The following is a 14,632-nucleotide window of genomic DNA, read 5'->3' on the forward strand; positions in this document are numbered from 1 at the left end:
ATGGTTTCCTCTCAAGCCGGGCGGGGGAACGCGGGCGCCGGACCCGCTCGTCGGAGGAGGTCCGGCGGCGCGCTCGGAGGATCAGGCGTCGGCGGAAACGGCGGTGGTGACGGCGAAACCCGCCACCCACTCGGGCACCGGCTGGTAGAACCGGTAGTTCATCACGTACTTCCCGCGGGCCGCCATCGCGGCGTACGCGGCGATCCAGGTGCGGACCTCGTGCGAGGAGTGGCCGGCCTGCTCGGCGAACCACTCGGTGCTCCAGCCGTCGACGAGCCGGAGTTCGCCCGCCGAAACCACGTCGAGGAACTGCTGGTCCCACTCCGGGTTGATCGGCCGCATCGACGACGTGCCCGCGGCCAGGTCGAGGCCGGACGCGATCACGCGGGCCTGCCGCCGGGCGCGCTCTTCGGGGGTCGGGTTGCGGCCGTCGATCAGCCGGGCCGCGACCTCCGCCGTGGCGTTTTCCAGCTGGGGCACCGGCGGGTCGTGCGAGAGCCCACCGGAACCGAGGAACAGCACGCGCTGCTCGTCGAGGTGCGTGCTCGCGTGGCCGATCGCCGTGCCGAGCTGCCGGACGCGGCCGACCGGGCAGAGCGGCGCGGCGACGGAGTTGATGAAGACGGGGACGACGGGCACGCGGTCGAGGCCGCCGAACAGGAGCTGCAGCGGCTGGGAGAACCCGTGGTCGACGTACATCCGTTCGGACACCGCGACATCGATCCCGGCCGCCAGCACGTCCTTGGCCAGCGTCCGCGCGGACTTGGCCACCGAGAGCTCGCCGGCCGGGGTGTCGTAGTCCCCGAGCGCGGTGGCCCGCGTCCCGATGCAGAACGGCGGCATCATGTCGTAGAAGAAGCCGTTGTAGTGGTCGGGCGCGAAGAGCACCACGAGGTCCGGGTCGAACTCGGCGATGAAGCGCCGCGCGTGGTCGAAAGCCTTCTCGACCCGCTCTTCAACGGCTTTCGCCGGCTTGTTGAACCCCATCAGCGGCGAATGGGACAGGGCGCACACGGCAACGGGCATCGACCCACCACCCTTTCTTCGAGGGCTTTCTCACAGCCACAAACATGCTAGAATCTTAGCATACCAGTCCTCGGTTTCGATGACGCGACGGAAAGGGACCTGGCATGACAGCGCCGATCGGGAATCGCAGCGAAGGCAGTCACCGGGCAGTGCGAAAGAGGAAACGTCACCGGGTCGCCAAGACCGCGTGCACCGCGGTCGCGCTCACGAGCGCGGTCGTGGTCGGCGGTGGGGTCCTGCTGGTCGAACCCGTGGCCGACGGGCGGCCCTTTCCCGCCGCCGCGCCGGCGAGGCCGCCGGAGCAGGCGAAACCGGCGTGGCCGTCCGTGCCCGGAGCCGGACTCCCGGCGACGCTGCCCAGTGTGCCGCTGCCGGCCCCGCTCGCGGCTCCGGCGGGCCACCGGCTCGGCGGCGCCACCGGATCCGGTGCGGAGACAGGGATTCCGGCCACGGTGCTCGACGCCTATCGTCGCGCCGAGGGCTCGCTCGGCCGCTCGGCCCCGGGGTGTCACTTGAGCTGGGCGTTGCTCGCGGGCATCGGCAAGATCGAGTCGAACCACGCCCGCCACGGCGACGTGGACGCGCGGGGGACGATGGTCCGGCCGGTCTACGGTCCCGCCCTGGACGGTTCGCCGGGCTTCGCCAGGATGGTCGACGCGCGCAGCGGGCAATGGGCGCGTGCGGCAGGCCCGATGCAGTTCATTCCGTCGACCTGGCAGAAATGGGGCGCGGACGGATCCGGTGACGGCCAGGTGGACGTGCAGAACGTCTACGATTCCACGGAGTCGGCCGGCCGGTACCTCTGCGCCGCCGATCGCGATCTGAACACCGGAACCGGACTGCGGAGCGCCATTCTCAGTTACAACAACTCCGAGGATTACCTGAACAAGGTAATGGCGTGGACGCGCACTTATTCCGCGGGTTCGTTCGCCGTGCCGGACGAACCCGGTTATCCCGGCGAAGATCCGACCTACGACGAAAGCGTGGCCTCCGTTCCGGCCCGTCCGGCGGCGCCGCGACCGCCGGCGACGGGTGACGCGCCGGCCAAGCCCGCACCGGCCAAGCCGGCCCCCGCGCCGGCCGACCCGCCCGCGCGACCGGCACCTGCGCCGGCACCTGCCCCGGCGCCGGTCGCCGGGTTGCCGATCAGTGTGCCCGCGCCGCTGGACGGCGTCGTCGCGACCGCCGGGCAGGCGGTGGGCGGGCTGCTCGGCTCCCTCGGTGGGCACTGAAGTCCGGTGACGACTGATGGCGCCGCCCCGGCTGGTGGGGGCGGCGCCATCAGTTTTCCGCGGGCCCGGCCGCGCCACACACAAGCGCGGTGCCGGGCGGATCTCAGGAGTTCCGGTCACGGACTTCGCCGACGAGCCGGCGCCAGCGCCGCCCGTTCTCCCGCGCGCCATCGGCGTAGGGGGCGGGAACGACGTGGTACGGCGGGCGCGCCGGCCCGGCGGTGACGTAGCCGGCCTCGTCGAAGCGGAGCTTCTCGAGGGTGATGTTGTACTTGGAGAACTCGCGGAAGTTCGTCCTGGCGAGGAACGGTTCGTACGTCCACTCGATGCGGCGGGTGAGGTGCCGCGCCGTGTCGACGTCTCCGGCCTGGATCGCGTCGCGCAACGCGAGCACGGGCTCCGGGCCGCACAGGGCGCTGCTGCTCCAGCAGCCGAGCGCCGTTTCGGGGTGCAGCGTGTGCGCCGCGAGCCAGTCGCTCTCCAGCGGGAGCAACCGGAGCCGGTCGCCGACCGCCGCCACGTCGGCGCCGAACTTCGGCGTGATCGCGATGTACTTCGCGCCGATGATCTGGGGGACGCGGGAGAGTTCGGCGTAGGCGGCCGACGGGATCGGGCCCTTGAACGCTTCGGGGTTGTCGTAGAGGACGATCGCCATGTCCGGGAACAGCCCCGCGACGCCGCGGTAGAACGCGAGCAGCGTGTCGGCGCCGAGTTCGCTCCACATCGGACGGCCGAGGATGACGCCGCGCACGCCGAGGTCCCGCAGGAAGCGGATCCGGTCGACCGTGTCGCGCGTGTTGGGGGCGGTCGCGCCGACGAACAACGGCAGATCCGGCGCGGTGTCCGAAACCGCGTCGGCGACGCACGCGGCGAAGGCCTGCCACTCGGCCAGCGTGAGGGTCGCCATCTCGCCGAGGGTCCCGTTGGTGATGATCCCGTCCACGCCGTCGGCGACGAGCGCACGGATCATGCGGTCGGATTCGTCGAGGTCCACGGTGTCCCGTGCGGTGAGGGCGGCCGCGCCGGGCAGCGCCGGGGTCGGCGTGACGGCGATGACGCCGCGCAGGTCGTCGACACCGAACTTCTGCACCACGGATCTCCTCGTGTTCGAAGGGGAATAGGTGGCCCGCCCGGCGGGTCAGGTGGGGGGTTGCCCTGCCCGCCGGGCGAACCGGTTCAGGGGAGGGTCAGGAAGCGTGGCCGAACGACTCGGGCGGCAGCAGGCCCCACGGGCTGAACGCCTTCGGGAAGTCGTCCCACACGACCGGGTCGTTGCGCCGCACCCGCGGCATCTCGGCCGACAGCTCGTAGCGGTTGCCCGCGGCCCAGAAGTAGGTGTAGACGTTGCCGCCCACGCCGTGGCGGCCCGGCCCGACCTCGATCGGCACGCCGTGGCGGGCGAGTTCGTCGGCGGCCACCTTGAGGTGGTCGAACGACTCCATCCCGAGCGCGTAGTGGTGCAGCGACTTCCCGGCTTCGGGCGTGGAGATGATCGCGATGTCGTGGTGCAGGGTGCTGGCCCGGCACCAGGCCGCGCCGATCACCCCGGGCGCCGGGGCGAAGATGTCGGACACCTGGAAGTCCAGCAGCTCCACCAGGAAGTCGACCAGCGGCTTGGGGTCCTGGGCCTGCACGGTGATGTGGTCGAAGTCCAGCGCACGGATGCCGCCACGGTGCGGGGCCTTCGACGCGTGGATGTACTGCGGCCCGGTCGAAAGCACCGCGAGCTCCATCGCGTGTCCCGACGGCGCCTGGAACCGCAGGGCCTGGACCACGCCGGGGTGTTCGTCGGTGCGGGTCTCGGTCGCGACGCCGGCTTCGGCGAGCCGCTTGGCGTAGCGGTCGAGGTCGGTGACGTCGTCGACCCGCAGGGCGAACCGCCGGACCCCGGTCCCGCCGGCGGTCAGCACCAGGTCGCAGCCGCCGTCGATGCCGACGGAAAGCCGCACCGCGCCGTCGGCACGGCCGAGTTCCCGCATGCCCAGGACGTCGGTGTGGAAGCCGACGGCTTCGTCGAGATCGGCCACGGCGAGTTCGGCGTGGGCCACCTGAGAAATACCCATCGGTGGGTCAGCTCCTGTCCATCTTGTCGTAGGGGATGTTCCCGGCGCTTTCCCGCCGGTTGATGCCGAGCGCGTCGAGCTGCCGCGAGTTCTCGACGAGGATCATGCGGACGGGCCCGGTGCCGTCGTTGTAGTGCCGGTGCCACACCCACGGCGGGGTGTAGACGAAGTCCCCGGCCGACCACCGCAGGGTTTCCGGCCCGATCTCGGAGTAGCCGCTGCCCTCGGTCACGCAGTGCACGGACTCGTGCAGGTGGCGCTGGAGGTCCGTCGCGGTACCGGCCGGGATCTCCTGCAGGTAGAACTCCATCGCCTTCGCCGGCACGTCCGCGAGGACGCCGACCCGGCTGGGGTTGCCGGTCACGTCCTCCCCGAGCCACCGGGCACTCGCCGGGCGGGTGACCAGGTGCTCGGGCATCGACCGCTCCGGGTCGTAGTCCTTCATTTCGTGGAGCTTGTCCATCCACTGGTCGAAATTCGTCACGCTTCTCCCGTCAGGTCGAGGTCATCCCGCCGTCGACGACGTGGGTCTGCCCGGTCTGGAACCCCGAGTGCTCCGAGCAGAGGTGGGCCACGAGCTCGCCGATCTCCTCGGGGTGTCCCCACCGGCCGACCGGCAGTTCGTTCGCGAGCTGCCGTCGCTCCAGTTCTTCGGCCGGCACGCCCGCGGCGGCCGCGCGCGCCGCGGCGAGCGAACGCCGCCGCGGCGTGTCGATGTGCGCCGGGGCGATGACGTGCGTGGTGACGCCGTGCGGTGCCACCTCGGCGGCCAGCGACCGCGCGAGCCCGGCCACCCCCGCCCGCATCACGTTGGACAGGTGCAGCAGCGGCAACGGCTTCACCACGCCGACCGAAGTGACGTAGATCAGCCGTCCCCACCCCGCGGCACACATCGCTGGCAACACGGCGCTGGTCAGCGAGATCGCGCTGTCCAGCACGAGCCGGTAGGCCTGTTCCCAGTCCTGAGTGGACAGTTCGGTGGCCTTCGCCGCGCGGGTACCGCCGGTGTTCGACACCAGGATGTCGATGTCCCCGAGGGTTTCCCGCGCGGCGTCGACCGCCGCGGCCGCGGCGCCGGGTCGGGTGAAGTCCGCGATCGCCCAGCCCGCCGCCCCGATCTTCCGGGCCACCTCGCCGGTGTGCGGTCCGGTTCCCGTGATGAAGACTTCGGCGCCGTCCGCGCGCAACGACGTCGCGATCGCCGTGCCGAGCCCGCTCGACCCGGCGGTCACCAGTGCCCGGCGGCCGTAGGCCGTCATGCCGCCGCACCCTCCCCGGTACCACCGGGCAGGAGACCGGAGTCCTTGATCGAGGTGGCCAGCAGTCCGTCGATCAGGCCCAGCGGCTCGGTCCAGTCGTACTGGTTGAACTGGGTGTTGATGCGGAGGAACAGCGGATCGCCCGCGTAGAACCGCTCGTAGAGCTCGTGCCGGCCGCCGAAGGCGGAGACCGCGAGATCGGCGGCGACCTTGTAGATCGCGATGCGGTCCAGGCTGTTCGTGTCGGGACCGCGGTAGAACCGGGCGATGTCCGCGGCGATCGGCGAGTCGAACGCGCTCACGTCGGCCGGCTGGTAGAGCAGGCCGCCGGCGAGGATCTGCTGCAGGATCTCGCGGACGCGCGGGTACCAGCGGTTCGCGGAGTTGCGGACCGCGTACAGCGGCCGGACGTCGGGGAACAGGATGCCGTCGTCGTTGGGCTGCGCGCCGGCTTCGGCGGCGAGGACGGCGGCCCTGGTCAGCTCGATGTAGGTGGTGATCTCCCCGAGCGCGTCGCGGACCTGCGGGAACTGGTCGGTCTTGACGATCTCCGTCGCCCGCTTGGCGATGCCCGCGACGAACTGGAGCTTCGCCAGCAGCCGGACCGAGGTCTGGACGCCGGTGAAGGCGTTGGAGTTGATCGCCCAGATGTTGTTGACCCGCTCGAAGTCCTGGTTGATGAAGACCCGTTCCCAGGGCACGAGCACGTCGTCGAACACGACCACGGCGTCCATCTCGTCGAACCGGCTGGAGAGCGGGTGGTCGAAGCCGTTCCCGCCACCGAACGGCTCGCGGCAGATCAGCCGGACACCCGGGGCGTCGGCCGGGATGGCGAACGCGATGGCGTACGGCTTTTCCTCGGCCCCGTACTTCCGGAGCGAGAACGGCCAGACGAGGATCTCGTCGGAGTAGGGCGCCGCCGTGGCGAGCATCTTCGCGCCGCTCACGATGATGCCGTCCGGGGTTTCGCGCTTGACCCCGAGGTAGGTGAAGGGGTCGGGCTGCTGCGACGGCGGCTTCGAACGGTCGACCGGCGGGTCCGCCAAGGCGTGGGACAGGAAGAGGTCGTTGTCCCGCACGTACTTGTAGTACGCGCGCACCCGGTCGGCCCCCTCGCCGAAGAACTCGGCGTTGGCGTTCCACGCCACCAGCATCGCGCTGACGAAGTCCGTGCTGCGCCCCATCATGCCGAGGGTGGAGTCGGCCCACTGCTTGTGCATGACGCGGCGGAGCTCGAGGTCTTCTGCCGTGCGGGGCATCAGGAACTGCACACCCGCCTTGCCGTCCCCGTCTTCGGGTGCGAAGAGCAGGCGGTCCGTTTTGGACTGCAGGTCGTAGAGGCGGGCGATTTCGGCCGCGGCGCCGGACGTCGCCTGGTGCCCGGCCACGTCGGTGATCTTCTCGGCCCCGACCCACAGCTCCGGGCTGTGGGTGCGCAGCCGGTCGAGGTACGCGGCGCCGTTTCGTGCGGTCATCACTTTCCTTTCAAGAACCTGATGTGGGTCTCGGTGAACTGGTCCGGCTTCTCCCACTGCGGCCAGTGGCCCGCGCCCTCGATGACCTCGAGGCGGCTTCCGGGGATCAGCTCCTCCAGGAGCGCGGCTTCTTCGACCGAAGCCGTCGGGTCGTGGTCGGTCCACAGCAGCAGGGTCGGGGCGGTGATGCGGCCGCACCACTCCGGCGACCAGACGTACGGCCGCCGGTGTTCCCAGTCCTGCACCGCGAGGATGTTGCGCATGGCGGTCTCGAAGCCGGGCTGGGTGTAGATCCGCAGCCGCAGGTCGACGAGCTCGTCGGTGACGAGGCTCTTGTCGTGGAAGAGCCACTCGACCCGGGTGCGCACGCTCTGCCGGCTCGCCTCGCGGACCGCCTTCATGCTCGATTCCTTGAGCCCGGCCATCACTTCCGGCTTGTTCGTGATGTTGCCGGGCGTGTTGAGCACCAGCCGGTCGACGCGTTCGGGGTGGTGCGCCGCGGCCCACGCCGCCACCCAGCCACCGAGCGATTCGCCGGAGAGGTGGGCCTTTTCGATGCCCAGCGCGTCCAGGACCGCGATCAGGTGGTCGCTCAGGTAATCGATCGTGTAGGGCCGGTCGGGCTTGGCCGAATGGCCGTGTCCCGCCATGTCGTAGACGACGATCCGGAATTCTTTCGCCAGGTCGCGGATGTTGCGGGCGTACGCCTCCAGGTGCCCTCCCGTGCCGTGCACCATGACCAGGGCCGGCCCGGTGCCCGCTTCCACCACCCGCGTGGCGACGCCGGCCGCGTCCACGGTCCGCTGGCGCAGTTCGACGCCCGCCAAATCACCCCAGATGCTTATGTGCTGCTCCACAGCGTTCCTTCCTGTCGCGGCATCCTCCTATGTTGGCATACTAGAATCTCAGAGGCAAGCGGATGGAGATGTCACCCATTGACGGAAAAAGAAAACGGGCGTCATGGCCAGTGGCATGACACCCGTTCAGGTGAAAGTGGCTACACTTCCACGAACTTCCAGAACCGCGAGACGTGTTCCTCCATGAGCCGGCCGGCCCGCTCGGCGTCCCGGCGCTCGATCGCCTCCGCGATCGCGGTGTGCTCGCCCTGCGCTTGCTTCAGGTCCGTGCTCAACCGGTTCTTCTGGAGGTAGAAGTCGTTGAGGTCCCAGGTGTCCATGGCCAGTTCGGCCAGCCGCTGGTTGCCGGACGCGGCCAGCACGGCGGAGTGGAAGTCGCGGTTGGCCCCGGCGAAGGCCAGTGCGTCGTTCCGCTTGGCCGGGCCGGTGCCGCGCACCAGCATGTCGTCGATCTCGGCCAGCTGGGCGTCGGTGGCGGTGAGGGCCGCCAGCCGCGCGCCCGCTCCTTCGAGGATGCCCGCCACCGCGAAGTGGTCGCGCACCTTGCGTTCGTCCGGGACCGCCACCTGGCAGCCGACCTGCGGGATGACCGAGATGAACCCGGCCGAGGCCAGTCGCATCACCGCGTCCATCACCGGCCTGCGGCTCACGCCGAATTCCGTGGCGAGGTCGTAGGTGCTGAGGATCTCGCCGAACTGGTGGCGTCCCTCGAGCAGCTGGCCGAGGAGCGCCTGGTAGATCTGATCCGTCTTGGTGACTGACGCGGTCATGGGCATGGACTATCCGGCCCTTCGGTGCGGGAAGGTCGGTGCGGACGTACTGGTGATCACGCCGAGATTCTAGCGTGTCAGTGACGAGCTGTGGCGCACCGAAGCGAAGGCTGTCGCGCGGTGACCGGCTCATTGGGCCGGGTGGAGCAGGGGTTCGCGCCGTCCGGGGCAGTGCTGAAGCCGGAGCGGGCGCCCGCTCCGGCTTCAGGTGCCCGCGGCCGTGGTCAGTCCACCGACCAGTCGGTGTCGTCGATCTGACCGAACATCTTCATGGCGGCTTCGAGCCCGGGCAGGTTGGCCAGCGCCACCGACATGGAGCCGCGGAACTTGACCTTCCGGGTGACCATCGCCTTGGCGGCGGGCAGCTCACCCTCGCCGAGGCGCTGCCAGGTCTCCACCTTGGCCGTCAGCACGAAGTCCGGCTTCACGCCTTCGGCCGGGACGCCGGCCCGCACGACCTCGCCGGCGTTCACCTCGATCTGGCCCGCGCGGCTCTCGTCCTCCGCGAGCCGGTATTCGACGACCATGCTCAGCTTCTTGAGGCCCTCACGTGTGGCGTCCGTGGTGTTCCAGAGCTCGGCGTAGGACTTCATCCACTCCGGCGACAGGACGGGTGTTCCCATGGTGCGCTCTCCTTCGGTTCGCCTCCGCGGCGGACAACTTGGGGTTTGACAACGAGGCTGAAGATACTAGTATCTTAGAAATCCAGTCAAGCAGTCGCCGCGGCCCGGCTCATTGTGGGCCCGCGATTCTTCGGAGGAGACAAAGATGTCCGATGCCAAGGCGGTCACATGTTGAGGAATGAACTCCGGCAGATCCTCGAGAAGGGTTTGCACGACGTAGAGGCCGACTGGACCGTTCCGGCCGCGATCATCAACGACCCGGAGATGCACGACGCCGAGCGCGAGCGCGTCTTCGGCCGCTCGTGGGTTTTCCTCGCCCACGAAAGCGAAATCCCGGAGCGCGGCGACTACGTCGTCCGGTACATCTCGGAAGACCAGTTCATCGTCTGCCGTGACGAGGACGGCGAGGTCCGCGGGCACCTGAACAGCTGCCGCCACCGCGGCATGCAGGTCTGCCGCGCCGAAATGGGGAACGCGTCCCACTTCCGCTGCCCGTACCACGGGTGGACCTACAACAACAAAGGCAGTCTCGTCGGCGTGCCCGCCGGGCGCGAGGCGTACGGCAACAAGCTGGACAAGTCCCTGTGGCAGCTCAAGCCCGTCCCGAAGCTGGACACCTACAAGGGGCTGATCTTCGGCTGCCTCGACCCGGACGCCCAGTCCCTCGACGACTACCTCGGGGACATGAAGTTCTACCTCGACATCGTGCTGGACCGCAGTGACGCCGGCCTGCAGGTCGTCGGCGCCCCGCAGCGCTGGGTCGTCGACGCGAACTGGAAGCTCGGCGCCGACAACTTCATCGGCGACGCCTACCACACGATGATGACCCACCGGTCCATGGTGGAACTCGGGCTGGCCCCGCCGGACCCGAAGTTCGCGCTCTACGGCGAGCACGTGCACACCGAGCACGGCCACGGCCTCGGCATCATCGGCCCGCCGCCGGGCATCCCGCTGCCCGAGTTCCTGGGCATGCCGGAGAACATCGTCGAGCAGTTGCAGCGCCGGCTTTCGCCGGAGCAGGTCGAGGTGTTCCGGCCGGTCGCGTTCATCCACGGCACCGTGTTCCCGAACCTGTCGATTGGCAACTTCCTGATGTCGAAGGACCACGTCTCGCCGCCGACGTCGTTCCTCACGCTCCGCCTGTGGCACCCGCTCGGCCCGGACAAGATGGAGATCATGTCCTTCTTCCTCGTCGAGAAGGAAGCGCCGGACTGGTACAAGGAGGAGAGCTACCAGGCCTACGTGCGCACGTTCGGGATTTCCGGTGCGTTCGAACAGGACGACGCCGAGAACTGGCGCAGCATCACCCGGGTGCTGGGTGCCCAGTACGCCAAGAAGATGGAGCTCAACTACCAGATGGGCCGCGGCGTCTACGAGCCCGACCCCGACTGGCCCGGTCCCGGCAAGGCGTTCCCGATGGACTACGCCGAAGCCAACCAGCGCAACTTCATGGAGTACTGGATGCAGCTGATGGTGACGGACCCGGCGCCACACAACAAAAACGGCAAAGTCTCCGACGCCGCCGCGGCCGAAGCGCTCACCCGGGCGGAGGCGTAGCGACCATGACCACTGCAACGGAAATCACCGACGCCACGGTCCGCGAAGTCACCGAGTGGCTGTTCACCGAAGCCGAACTGCTCGACGCGGGCAAGTACCGCGAGTGGCTCGACCTGGTGGCCGAGGACCTGTCGTACGTCGTGCCGCTGCGGGTCACGCGTGAGCGTGAAGCCGACACGGACATCGTCGAGGGGATGACCCTGATGGACGACGACTGGGACTCGATGGAAATGCGCGTGCTGCGCCTGGAAACCGAGTACGCGTGGGCGGAGGACCCGCCGTCGCGCTCCCGGCACTTCGTGACCAACGTCCGGGTCGCCGCCGGCGAAACGGCGGACGAGGTGGCCGTGAAGTCGAACCTGCTGCTCTACCGCACCCGCGGCGACGTCGCGACGTTCGACATCCTCTCCGGCGAGCGCCACGACGTGCTCCGCCGGGTGGCCGGTGGCTACCGGCTCGCCAAGCGGGTGGTCGTGCTCGACCAGACCACCATCATGACGCACAACCTCGCCCTGATCATGTGACGGAGGCAGTTCGGTGACCATCATCCACAACGAGGGCCAGGACCCGATCATCCAGATCGCCAACGAATTCACGGTGATCCAGGTCAGCTACACCAGCACCGGCCAGCGGGAACGCCTCCTCGTCAGCTCGCCCCGGCTCGGGTTCCAGACCCTGCTCGACCCGCTGCAGCTGGAAAGCCTCACCTGGCAGCCACCCGAAACGTTCTCGAAGCTGCTCGACACCCCGTACGGCCCCGGGACGGAGCTCAACGCGCGCCCGCTGTCGGCTCTGCTCGGAAAGGACTGATTCCCATGGGTTTCCTGGACGGGAAGGTCGCACTGGTCACCGGCGGGGGATCCGGCATCGGCCGGGCCGTGGTCGACCTCTACGTGCGAGAGGGCGCGAAGGTCGGCATCCTCGAGATCTCGCCGGAGAAGGCGCGGGACCTGCAGGAGAAACTGCCCGCGGACGCCGTCGTCGTGACCCAAGGCGACGCGACTTCCATGTGGGACAACGAACGCGCGGTCGCGGACGTGACGGAAGCGTTCGGCTCGCTCACCACCGTGGTCTGCGCGGTCGGCGTGTTCGACTACTTCACGGAGCTCCCGCAGCTGCCGAAGGACAAGATCGGTGAGGCGTTCGACCAGCTCTTCGCCGTCAACGTGAAGAGCAACCTGCTGACCGTGAAGGCGGCGCTGGACCAGCTGATCGAGAACCGCGGCCAGGTCATCCTCACCATTTCCAACGCCGGGTTCTACCCCGGTGGCGGCGGTCCGCTCTACGTGTCGTCGAAGTTCGCCGTCCGCGGTCTGGTGACCGAGCTGGCGTACGAGCTTTCGCCGCACGTGCGGGTCAACGGCGTGGCTCCCGGCGGCACGATCACGGACCTGCGCGGGATTCCCGCGCTGGCCAGCGAAGGCCAGTCGCTGAAGGACGTCCCGGACATCGAAGGCCTGATCAAGGGGATCAACCCCCTGGGCGTCGTCGCCCAGCCGGAGGACCACTCCTGGGCTTACGCGTTCCTCGCCGCGAAGGAACGCGCGCCCGCGGTCACCGGCACGATCATCCACAGCGACGGCGGGCTGGGCGTGCGCGGGATGACGCGCATGGCGGGGCTCGAGCCCTGATCCGCCCGCCGCACCAAGCGAGGAGACGGCCTCGGAAACCCCGAGTTCCGGGGCCGTCTCCTGTCCACCTCGAAAGGAGGCGTCGATGAAGACGCTGGTGGCTACCGAAGAAACCCAGGCCGATCCGGACACCGCGCTGTGGATCTGCGACGTCTGCCAGGACGTGTACGACCCCCGCCTCGGCGACCCCGAGGGCGGGATCGAGCCCGGCACGTCGTTCGCCGACATCCCGGACGACTGGGTCTGCCCGGTGTGCGGGGCGCGCAAGAAGGAGTTCCGGATGCTCGCGCCGGGCGAAGAGTACGACGTCGAGGACGACGCTTACGCGGGAGCGCAGGGGTGAGCACGCCGGGCCGCGTCCTCGTCTGCCTCAAGCAGGTCCCGGTGCCGGGCCGGGGTGTCTTCGACGAACGCACGAAACGGATCCGCCGGGACGACGACCAGGTCGTCACCAACCCGCCGGACCTGCACGCGCTGGCGCACGCGCTGTCCCTGCGGGCGGAGACCGGCTGGGAGGTGGTGGCCGTGACGATGGGCCCGCCCGCGGCCGCGGAGACCCTGCTCGACGCCCTGCGCCGCGGTGCCGACCGGGCCGTGCACCTGGTCGACCGCCGCTTCGCCGGCGCCGACACCCTGGCGACGGCCCGCACGCTCGCCCGGCTCGTCGACCGGGAGCGGCCGGACTTGGTCCTCACCGGCCGGTGGACGCTCGACGGGGGCACCGCCCAGGTCGGCCCGCAGGTCGCGGAGCTGGCCGGGCTCCCGCAGCTGACGCAGGCCACGAACCTGCGGATCGGCGACGGGGTGCTCGCCGCCGACGTCGAAACCGACGTCGGCCGGGAAGCCTGGACCGTCGCGCTGCCCGCGGTGGTCGCCGTCGGGCGGGGTACCGAACCGCCGTGGGTGACCGAAGCGAACCCGTCGGCCGTCGAAACCCTCACCGCCGAGGACCTCGGCGGAGGGCCGAAGGACTTCGGCACCCGGGGTTCGCCGACCTTCGTGGCCGAGATCCGGCACGAGGCGCGCGAACGCCGGGCCGAGTACGTCGGGGCGGGGTTCGACACCGCGGCCCTGCTGGAGACGGCCTTCGCGCCGCTCGAGCCCGAGGCCGAAGTCGTCGTGGCCGCCCCGTCGCGCGAGATCTGGACGGTCGCCGAGCCGCTGCCCGGCGGTGGCCTCCACCCGGCGAGTCTCGAAGCGCTGGCCTGCGCCCGCTCGGTCGCCGGCGACCTGCAGGCCACGATCGTCGCGGTGCTGCCGTGCGACCAGCCGCACGACCTCCCGCGCGTGCTCTACGCGCACGGGGCCGACCGGGTGCTGGTGCTGCGGGGCACCGAGCCGGCGGACTACCGCACGGACCTGGTCACCGACGCACTGAGCACGGCCATCGCCGCGCACACGCCGTTCGCGGTGATCGCGCCCTTCAGCGCCCGTGGCCGCGACTACGCCCCGCGCGTCGCCGCCCGGCTCGGGCTCGGCCTGACCGGGGACTTCACCGCCCTGGAAGTCCGTGACGCCGACACCGACGAGCCCGACCTGCTCTGGCTCAAGCCGGCCCTGTCGGCGGACGTGGTCGCGCCGGTGATCGCGCACTCGACGCCGTCGATGGGCACGCTGCGGCCCGGTTCCTTCACCGCGCGAGCGGTGCGCGACCAGCGGGAGCCGGACGTCGAGTTCGCCGGTGGTACCGCGACCGGTGACGCCTCGTACACCGCGGTCGAGCGCCGGATCGAGCGCCCGGACGGCCCGCGGCTCGCCGCGGCCCGGCTGGTCATCGGGCTCGGGCCGGGCCTGGGTACCGGGGCCCGCCGCGTCGCCGGACGCGTCGCCGAGACGCCGGGCATCGCGCTCGTCGCGACGGCCGCCGCGGTCGCCGCGGGGGAGGCACCTCCGCAGCTCGAGATCGGCCCGCTGGCCCGCAGCATCGCGCCCGCCGTCTACCTCGGGTTCGGGCGGCACGACCTCGGCACGCTCCACGCGGTCAAGGCCGCCGGCCGGATCGTCGTCGTCGACCCGGGCGCCTGGCTCGACGCCTTCACCGGTCTCGTCGACACCGTCGTCACCGCGAACGTCGAGGGGGTCCTGCTGGATCTGCTGCTGGCGACGGCGGGCGCGGTCGCCAGCTGAAAACCCGAATCC

At 70.1% G+C, this 14,632-nt stretch carries 16 protein-coding genes; 7 read left to right on the top strand and 9 right to left on the bottom strand.

What is annotated here, in order from left to right; translation table 11 throughout:
• Positions 1 to 81: 81 nt before the first annotated feature.
• Positions 82 to 1,026, bottom strand: coding sequence for a 3-carboxyethylcatechol 2,3-dioxygenase (locus tag SD460_RS19925; RefSeq protein WP_290063103.1), 945 nt, complete (start codon positions 1,024 to 1,026; stop codon positions 82 to 84).
• Positions 1,027 to 1,130: 104 nt separating this feature from the next.
• Here SD460_RS19925 and SD460_RS19930 point away from each other — a divergent pair, with 104 nt between their 5' ends.
• Complete coding sequence (locus SD460_RS19930; RefSeq protein WP_318306496.1) at positions 1,131 to 2,258, top strand: lytic transglycosylase domain-containing protein; 1,128 nt, start codon at positions 1,131 to 1,133, stop codon at positions 2,256 to 2,258.
• Between the two features lie 103 nt (positions 2,259 to 2,361).
• Here SD460_RS19930 and SD460_RS19935 read toward each other — a convergent pair whose 3' ends face one another.
• The 8 genes from SD460_RS19935 to SD460_RS19970 all read right to left on the bottom strand — a co-directional run bounded on the left by SD460_RS19935 (position 2,362) and on the right by SD460_RS19970 (position 9,305).
• Positions 2,362 to 3,351, bottom strand: coding sequence for a dihydrodipicolinate synthase family protein (locus SD460_RS19935; RefSeq protein ID WP_290057914.1), 990 nt, complete (start codon positions 3,349 to 3,351; stop codon positions 2,362 to 2,364).
• Between the two features lie 94 nt (positions 3,352 to 3,445).
• Entirely contained in the window at positions 3,446 to 4,321 is an 876-nt protein-coding gene (locus SD460_RS19940) for a VOC family protein (protein WP_318306497.1), read from the bottom strand.
• A 7-nt stretch (positions 4,322 to 4,328) separates the two neighbouring features.
• Positions 4,329 to 4,805 carry a cupin domain-containing protein gene (locus SD460_RS19945; protein WP_290057912.1) on the bottom strand — a complete coding sequence of 159 codons (477 nt, stop codon included), beginning with the start codon at positions 4,803 to 4,805 and terminating at the stop codon, positions 4,329 to 4,331.
• 10 nt (positions 4,806 to 4,815) lie between these two features.
• Positions 4,816 to 5,580, bottom strand: a complete 765-nt coding sequence (locus SD460_RS19950; RefSeq protein WP_318306498.1) for an SDR family oxidoreductase — start codon at positions 5,578 to 5,580, stop codon at positions 4,816 to 4,818.
• On the bottom strand, positions 5,577 to 7,055 hold the full coding sequence (locus SD460_RS19955; RefSeq protein ID WP_290057910.1) for a 4-hydroxyphenylacetate 3-hydroxylase family protein: 1,479 nt from the start codon (positions 7,053 to 7,055) through the stop codon (positions 5,577 to 5,579). Before SD460_RS19955 ends, SD460_RS19950 begins: the two co-directional genes overlap by 4 nt.
• Positions 7,055 to 7,912, bottom strand: a complete 858-nt coding sequence (locus SD460_RS19960; protein WP_290057909.1) for an alpha/beta fold hydrolase — start codon at positions 7,910 to 7,912, stop codon at positions 7,055 to 7,057. Before SD460_RS19960 ends, SD460_RS19955 begins: the two co-directional genes overlap by 1 nt.
• Before the next feature lie 140 nt (positions 7,913 to 8,052).
• Positions 8,053 to 8,682 (bottom strand): GntR family transcriptional regulator, encoded by a 630-nt coding sequence (locus SD460_RS19965; protein WP_290057908.1) that lies wholly within the window; start codon positions 8,680 to 8,682, stop codon positions 8,053 to 8,055.
• Positions 8,683 to 8,906: 224 nt separating this feature from the next.
• Positions 8,907 to 9,305 (bottom strand): SCP2 sterol-binding domain-containing protein, encoded by a 399-nt coding sequence (locus SD460_RS19970; RefSeq protein WP_290057907.1) that lies wholly within the window; start codon positions 9,303 to 9,305, stop codon positions 8,907 to 8,909.
• A gap of 168 nt (positions 9,306 to 9,473) precedes the next feature.
• Between SD460_RS19970 and SD460_RS19975 the strand changes: the two genes are divergently transcribed.
• The 6 genes from SD460_RS19975 (at position 9,474) to SD460_RS20000 (ending at position 14,620) form a co-directional block, all read left to right on the top strand.
• A complete protein-coding gene (locus SD460_RS19975; RefSeq protein WP_290057906.1) occupies positions 9,474 to 10,862 on the top strand; it encodes an aromatic ring-hydroxylating dioxygenase subunit alpha in 1,389 nt (462 codons plus the stop codon).
• A gap of 5 nt (positions 10,863 to 10,867) precedes the next feature.
• A complete protein-coding gene (locus SD460_RS19980) occupies positions 10,868 to 11,386 on the top strand; it encodes an aromatic-ring-hydroxylating dioxygenase subunit beta (RefSeq protein WP_290057905.1) in 519 nt (172 codons plus the stop codon).
• A gap of 13 nt (positions 11,387 to 11,399) precedes the next feature.
• Positions 11,400 to 11,672, top strand: coding sequence for a dihydrodiol dehydrogenase (locus SD460_RS19985; protein ID WP_290057904.1), 273 nt, complete (start codon positions 11,400 to 11,402; stop codon positions 11,670 to 11,672).
• A gap of 5 nt (positions 11,673 to 11,677) precedes the next feature.
• The gene (hcaB, locus tag SD460_RS19990; protein WP_290057903.1) at positions 11,678 to 12,493 is read left to right on the top strand and encodes a 3-(cis-5,6-dihydroxycyclohexa-1,3-dien-1-yl)propanoate dehydrogenase; all 816 of its coding nucleotides are present in this window, start codon (positions 11,678 to 11,680) and stop codon (positions 12,491 to 12,493) included.
• 85 nt (positions 12,494 to 12,578) lie between these two features.
• Positions 12,579 to 12,836, top strand: coding sequence for a rubredoxin (locus tag SD460_RS19995; protein WP_290057902.1), 258 nt, complete (start codon positions 12,579 to 12,581; stop codon positions 12,834 to 12,836).
• Positions 12,833 to 14,620: an electron transfer flavoprotein gene (locus SD460_RS20000; protein WP_318306499.1), complete on the top strand. Its 1,788-nt coding sequence runs from the start codon at positions 12,833 to 12,835 to the stop codon at positions 14,618 to 14,620. Before SD460_RS19995 ends, SD460_RS20000 begins: the two co-directional genes overlap by 4 nt.
• Positions 14,621 to 14,632: the final 12 nt, after the last annotated feature.

The organism is Amycolatopsis solani, from assembly GCF_033441515.1.
GTDB lineage: Bacteria > Actinomycetota > Actinomycetes > Mycobacteriales > Pseudonocardiaceae > Amycolatopsis > Amycolatopsis solani.

Bases quoted from the DNA above. Each gene is read 5' to 3' on its own strand.
- SD460_RS19925 (WP_290063103.1), bottom strand. From the start codon at position 1,026: ATGCCCGTTGCCGTGTGCGCCCTGTCCCATTCGCCGCTGATGGGGTTC.
- SD460_RS19930 (WP_318306496.1), top strand. From the start codon at position 1,131: ATGACAGCGCCGATCGGGAATCGCAGCGAAGGCAGTCACCGGGCAGTG.
- SD460_RS19940 (WP_318306497.1), bottom strand. From the start codon at position 4,321: ATGGGTATTTCTCAGGTGGCCCACGCCGAACTCGCCGTGGCCGATCTC.
- SD460_RS19950 (WP_318306498.1), bottom strand. From the start codon at position 5,580: ATGACGGCCTACGGCCGCCGGGCACTGGTGACCGCCGGGTCGAGCGGG.
- SD460_RS19955 (WP_290057910.1), bottom strand. From the start codon at position 7,055: ATGACCGCACGAAACGGCGCCGCGTACCTCGACCGGCTGCGCACCCAC.
- SD460_RS19965 (WP_290057908.1), bottom strand. From the start codon at position 8,682: ATGACCGCGTCAGTCACCAAGACGGATCAGATCTACCAGGCGCTCCTC.
- SD460_RS19970 (WP_290057907.1), bottom strand. From the start codon at position 9,305: ATGGGAACACCCGTCCTGTCGCCGGAGTGGATGAAGTCCTACGCCGAG.
- SD460_RS19975 (WP_290057906.1), top strand. From the start codon at position 9,474: ATGTTGAGGAATGAACTCCGGCAGATCCTCGAGAAGGGTTTGCACGAC.
- SD460_RS19980 (WP_290057905.1), top strand. From the start codon at position 10,868: ATGACCACTGCAACGGAAATCACCGACGCCACGGTCCGCGAAGTCACC.
- hcaB (WP_290057903.1), top strand. From the start codon at position 11,678: ATGGGTTTCCTGGACGGGAAGGTCGCACTGGTCACCGGCGGGGGATCC.
- SD460_RS19995 (WP_290057902.1), top strand. From the start codon at position 12,579: ATGAAGACGCTGGTGGCTACCGAAGAAACCCAGGCCGATCCGGACACC.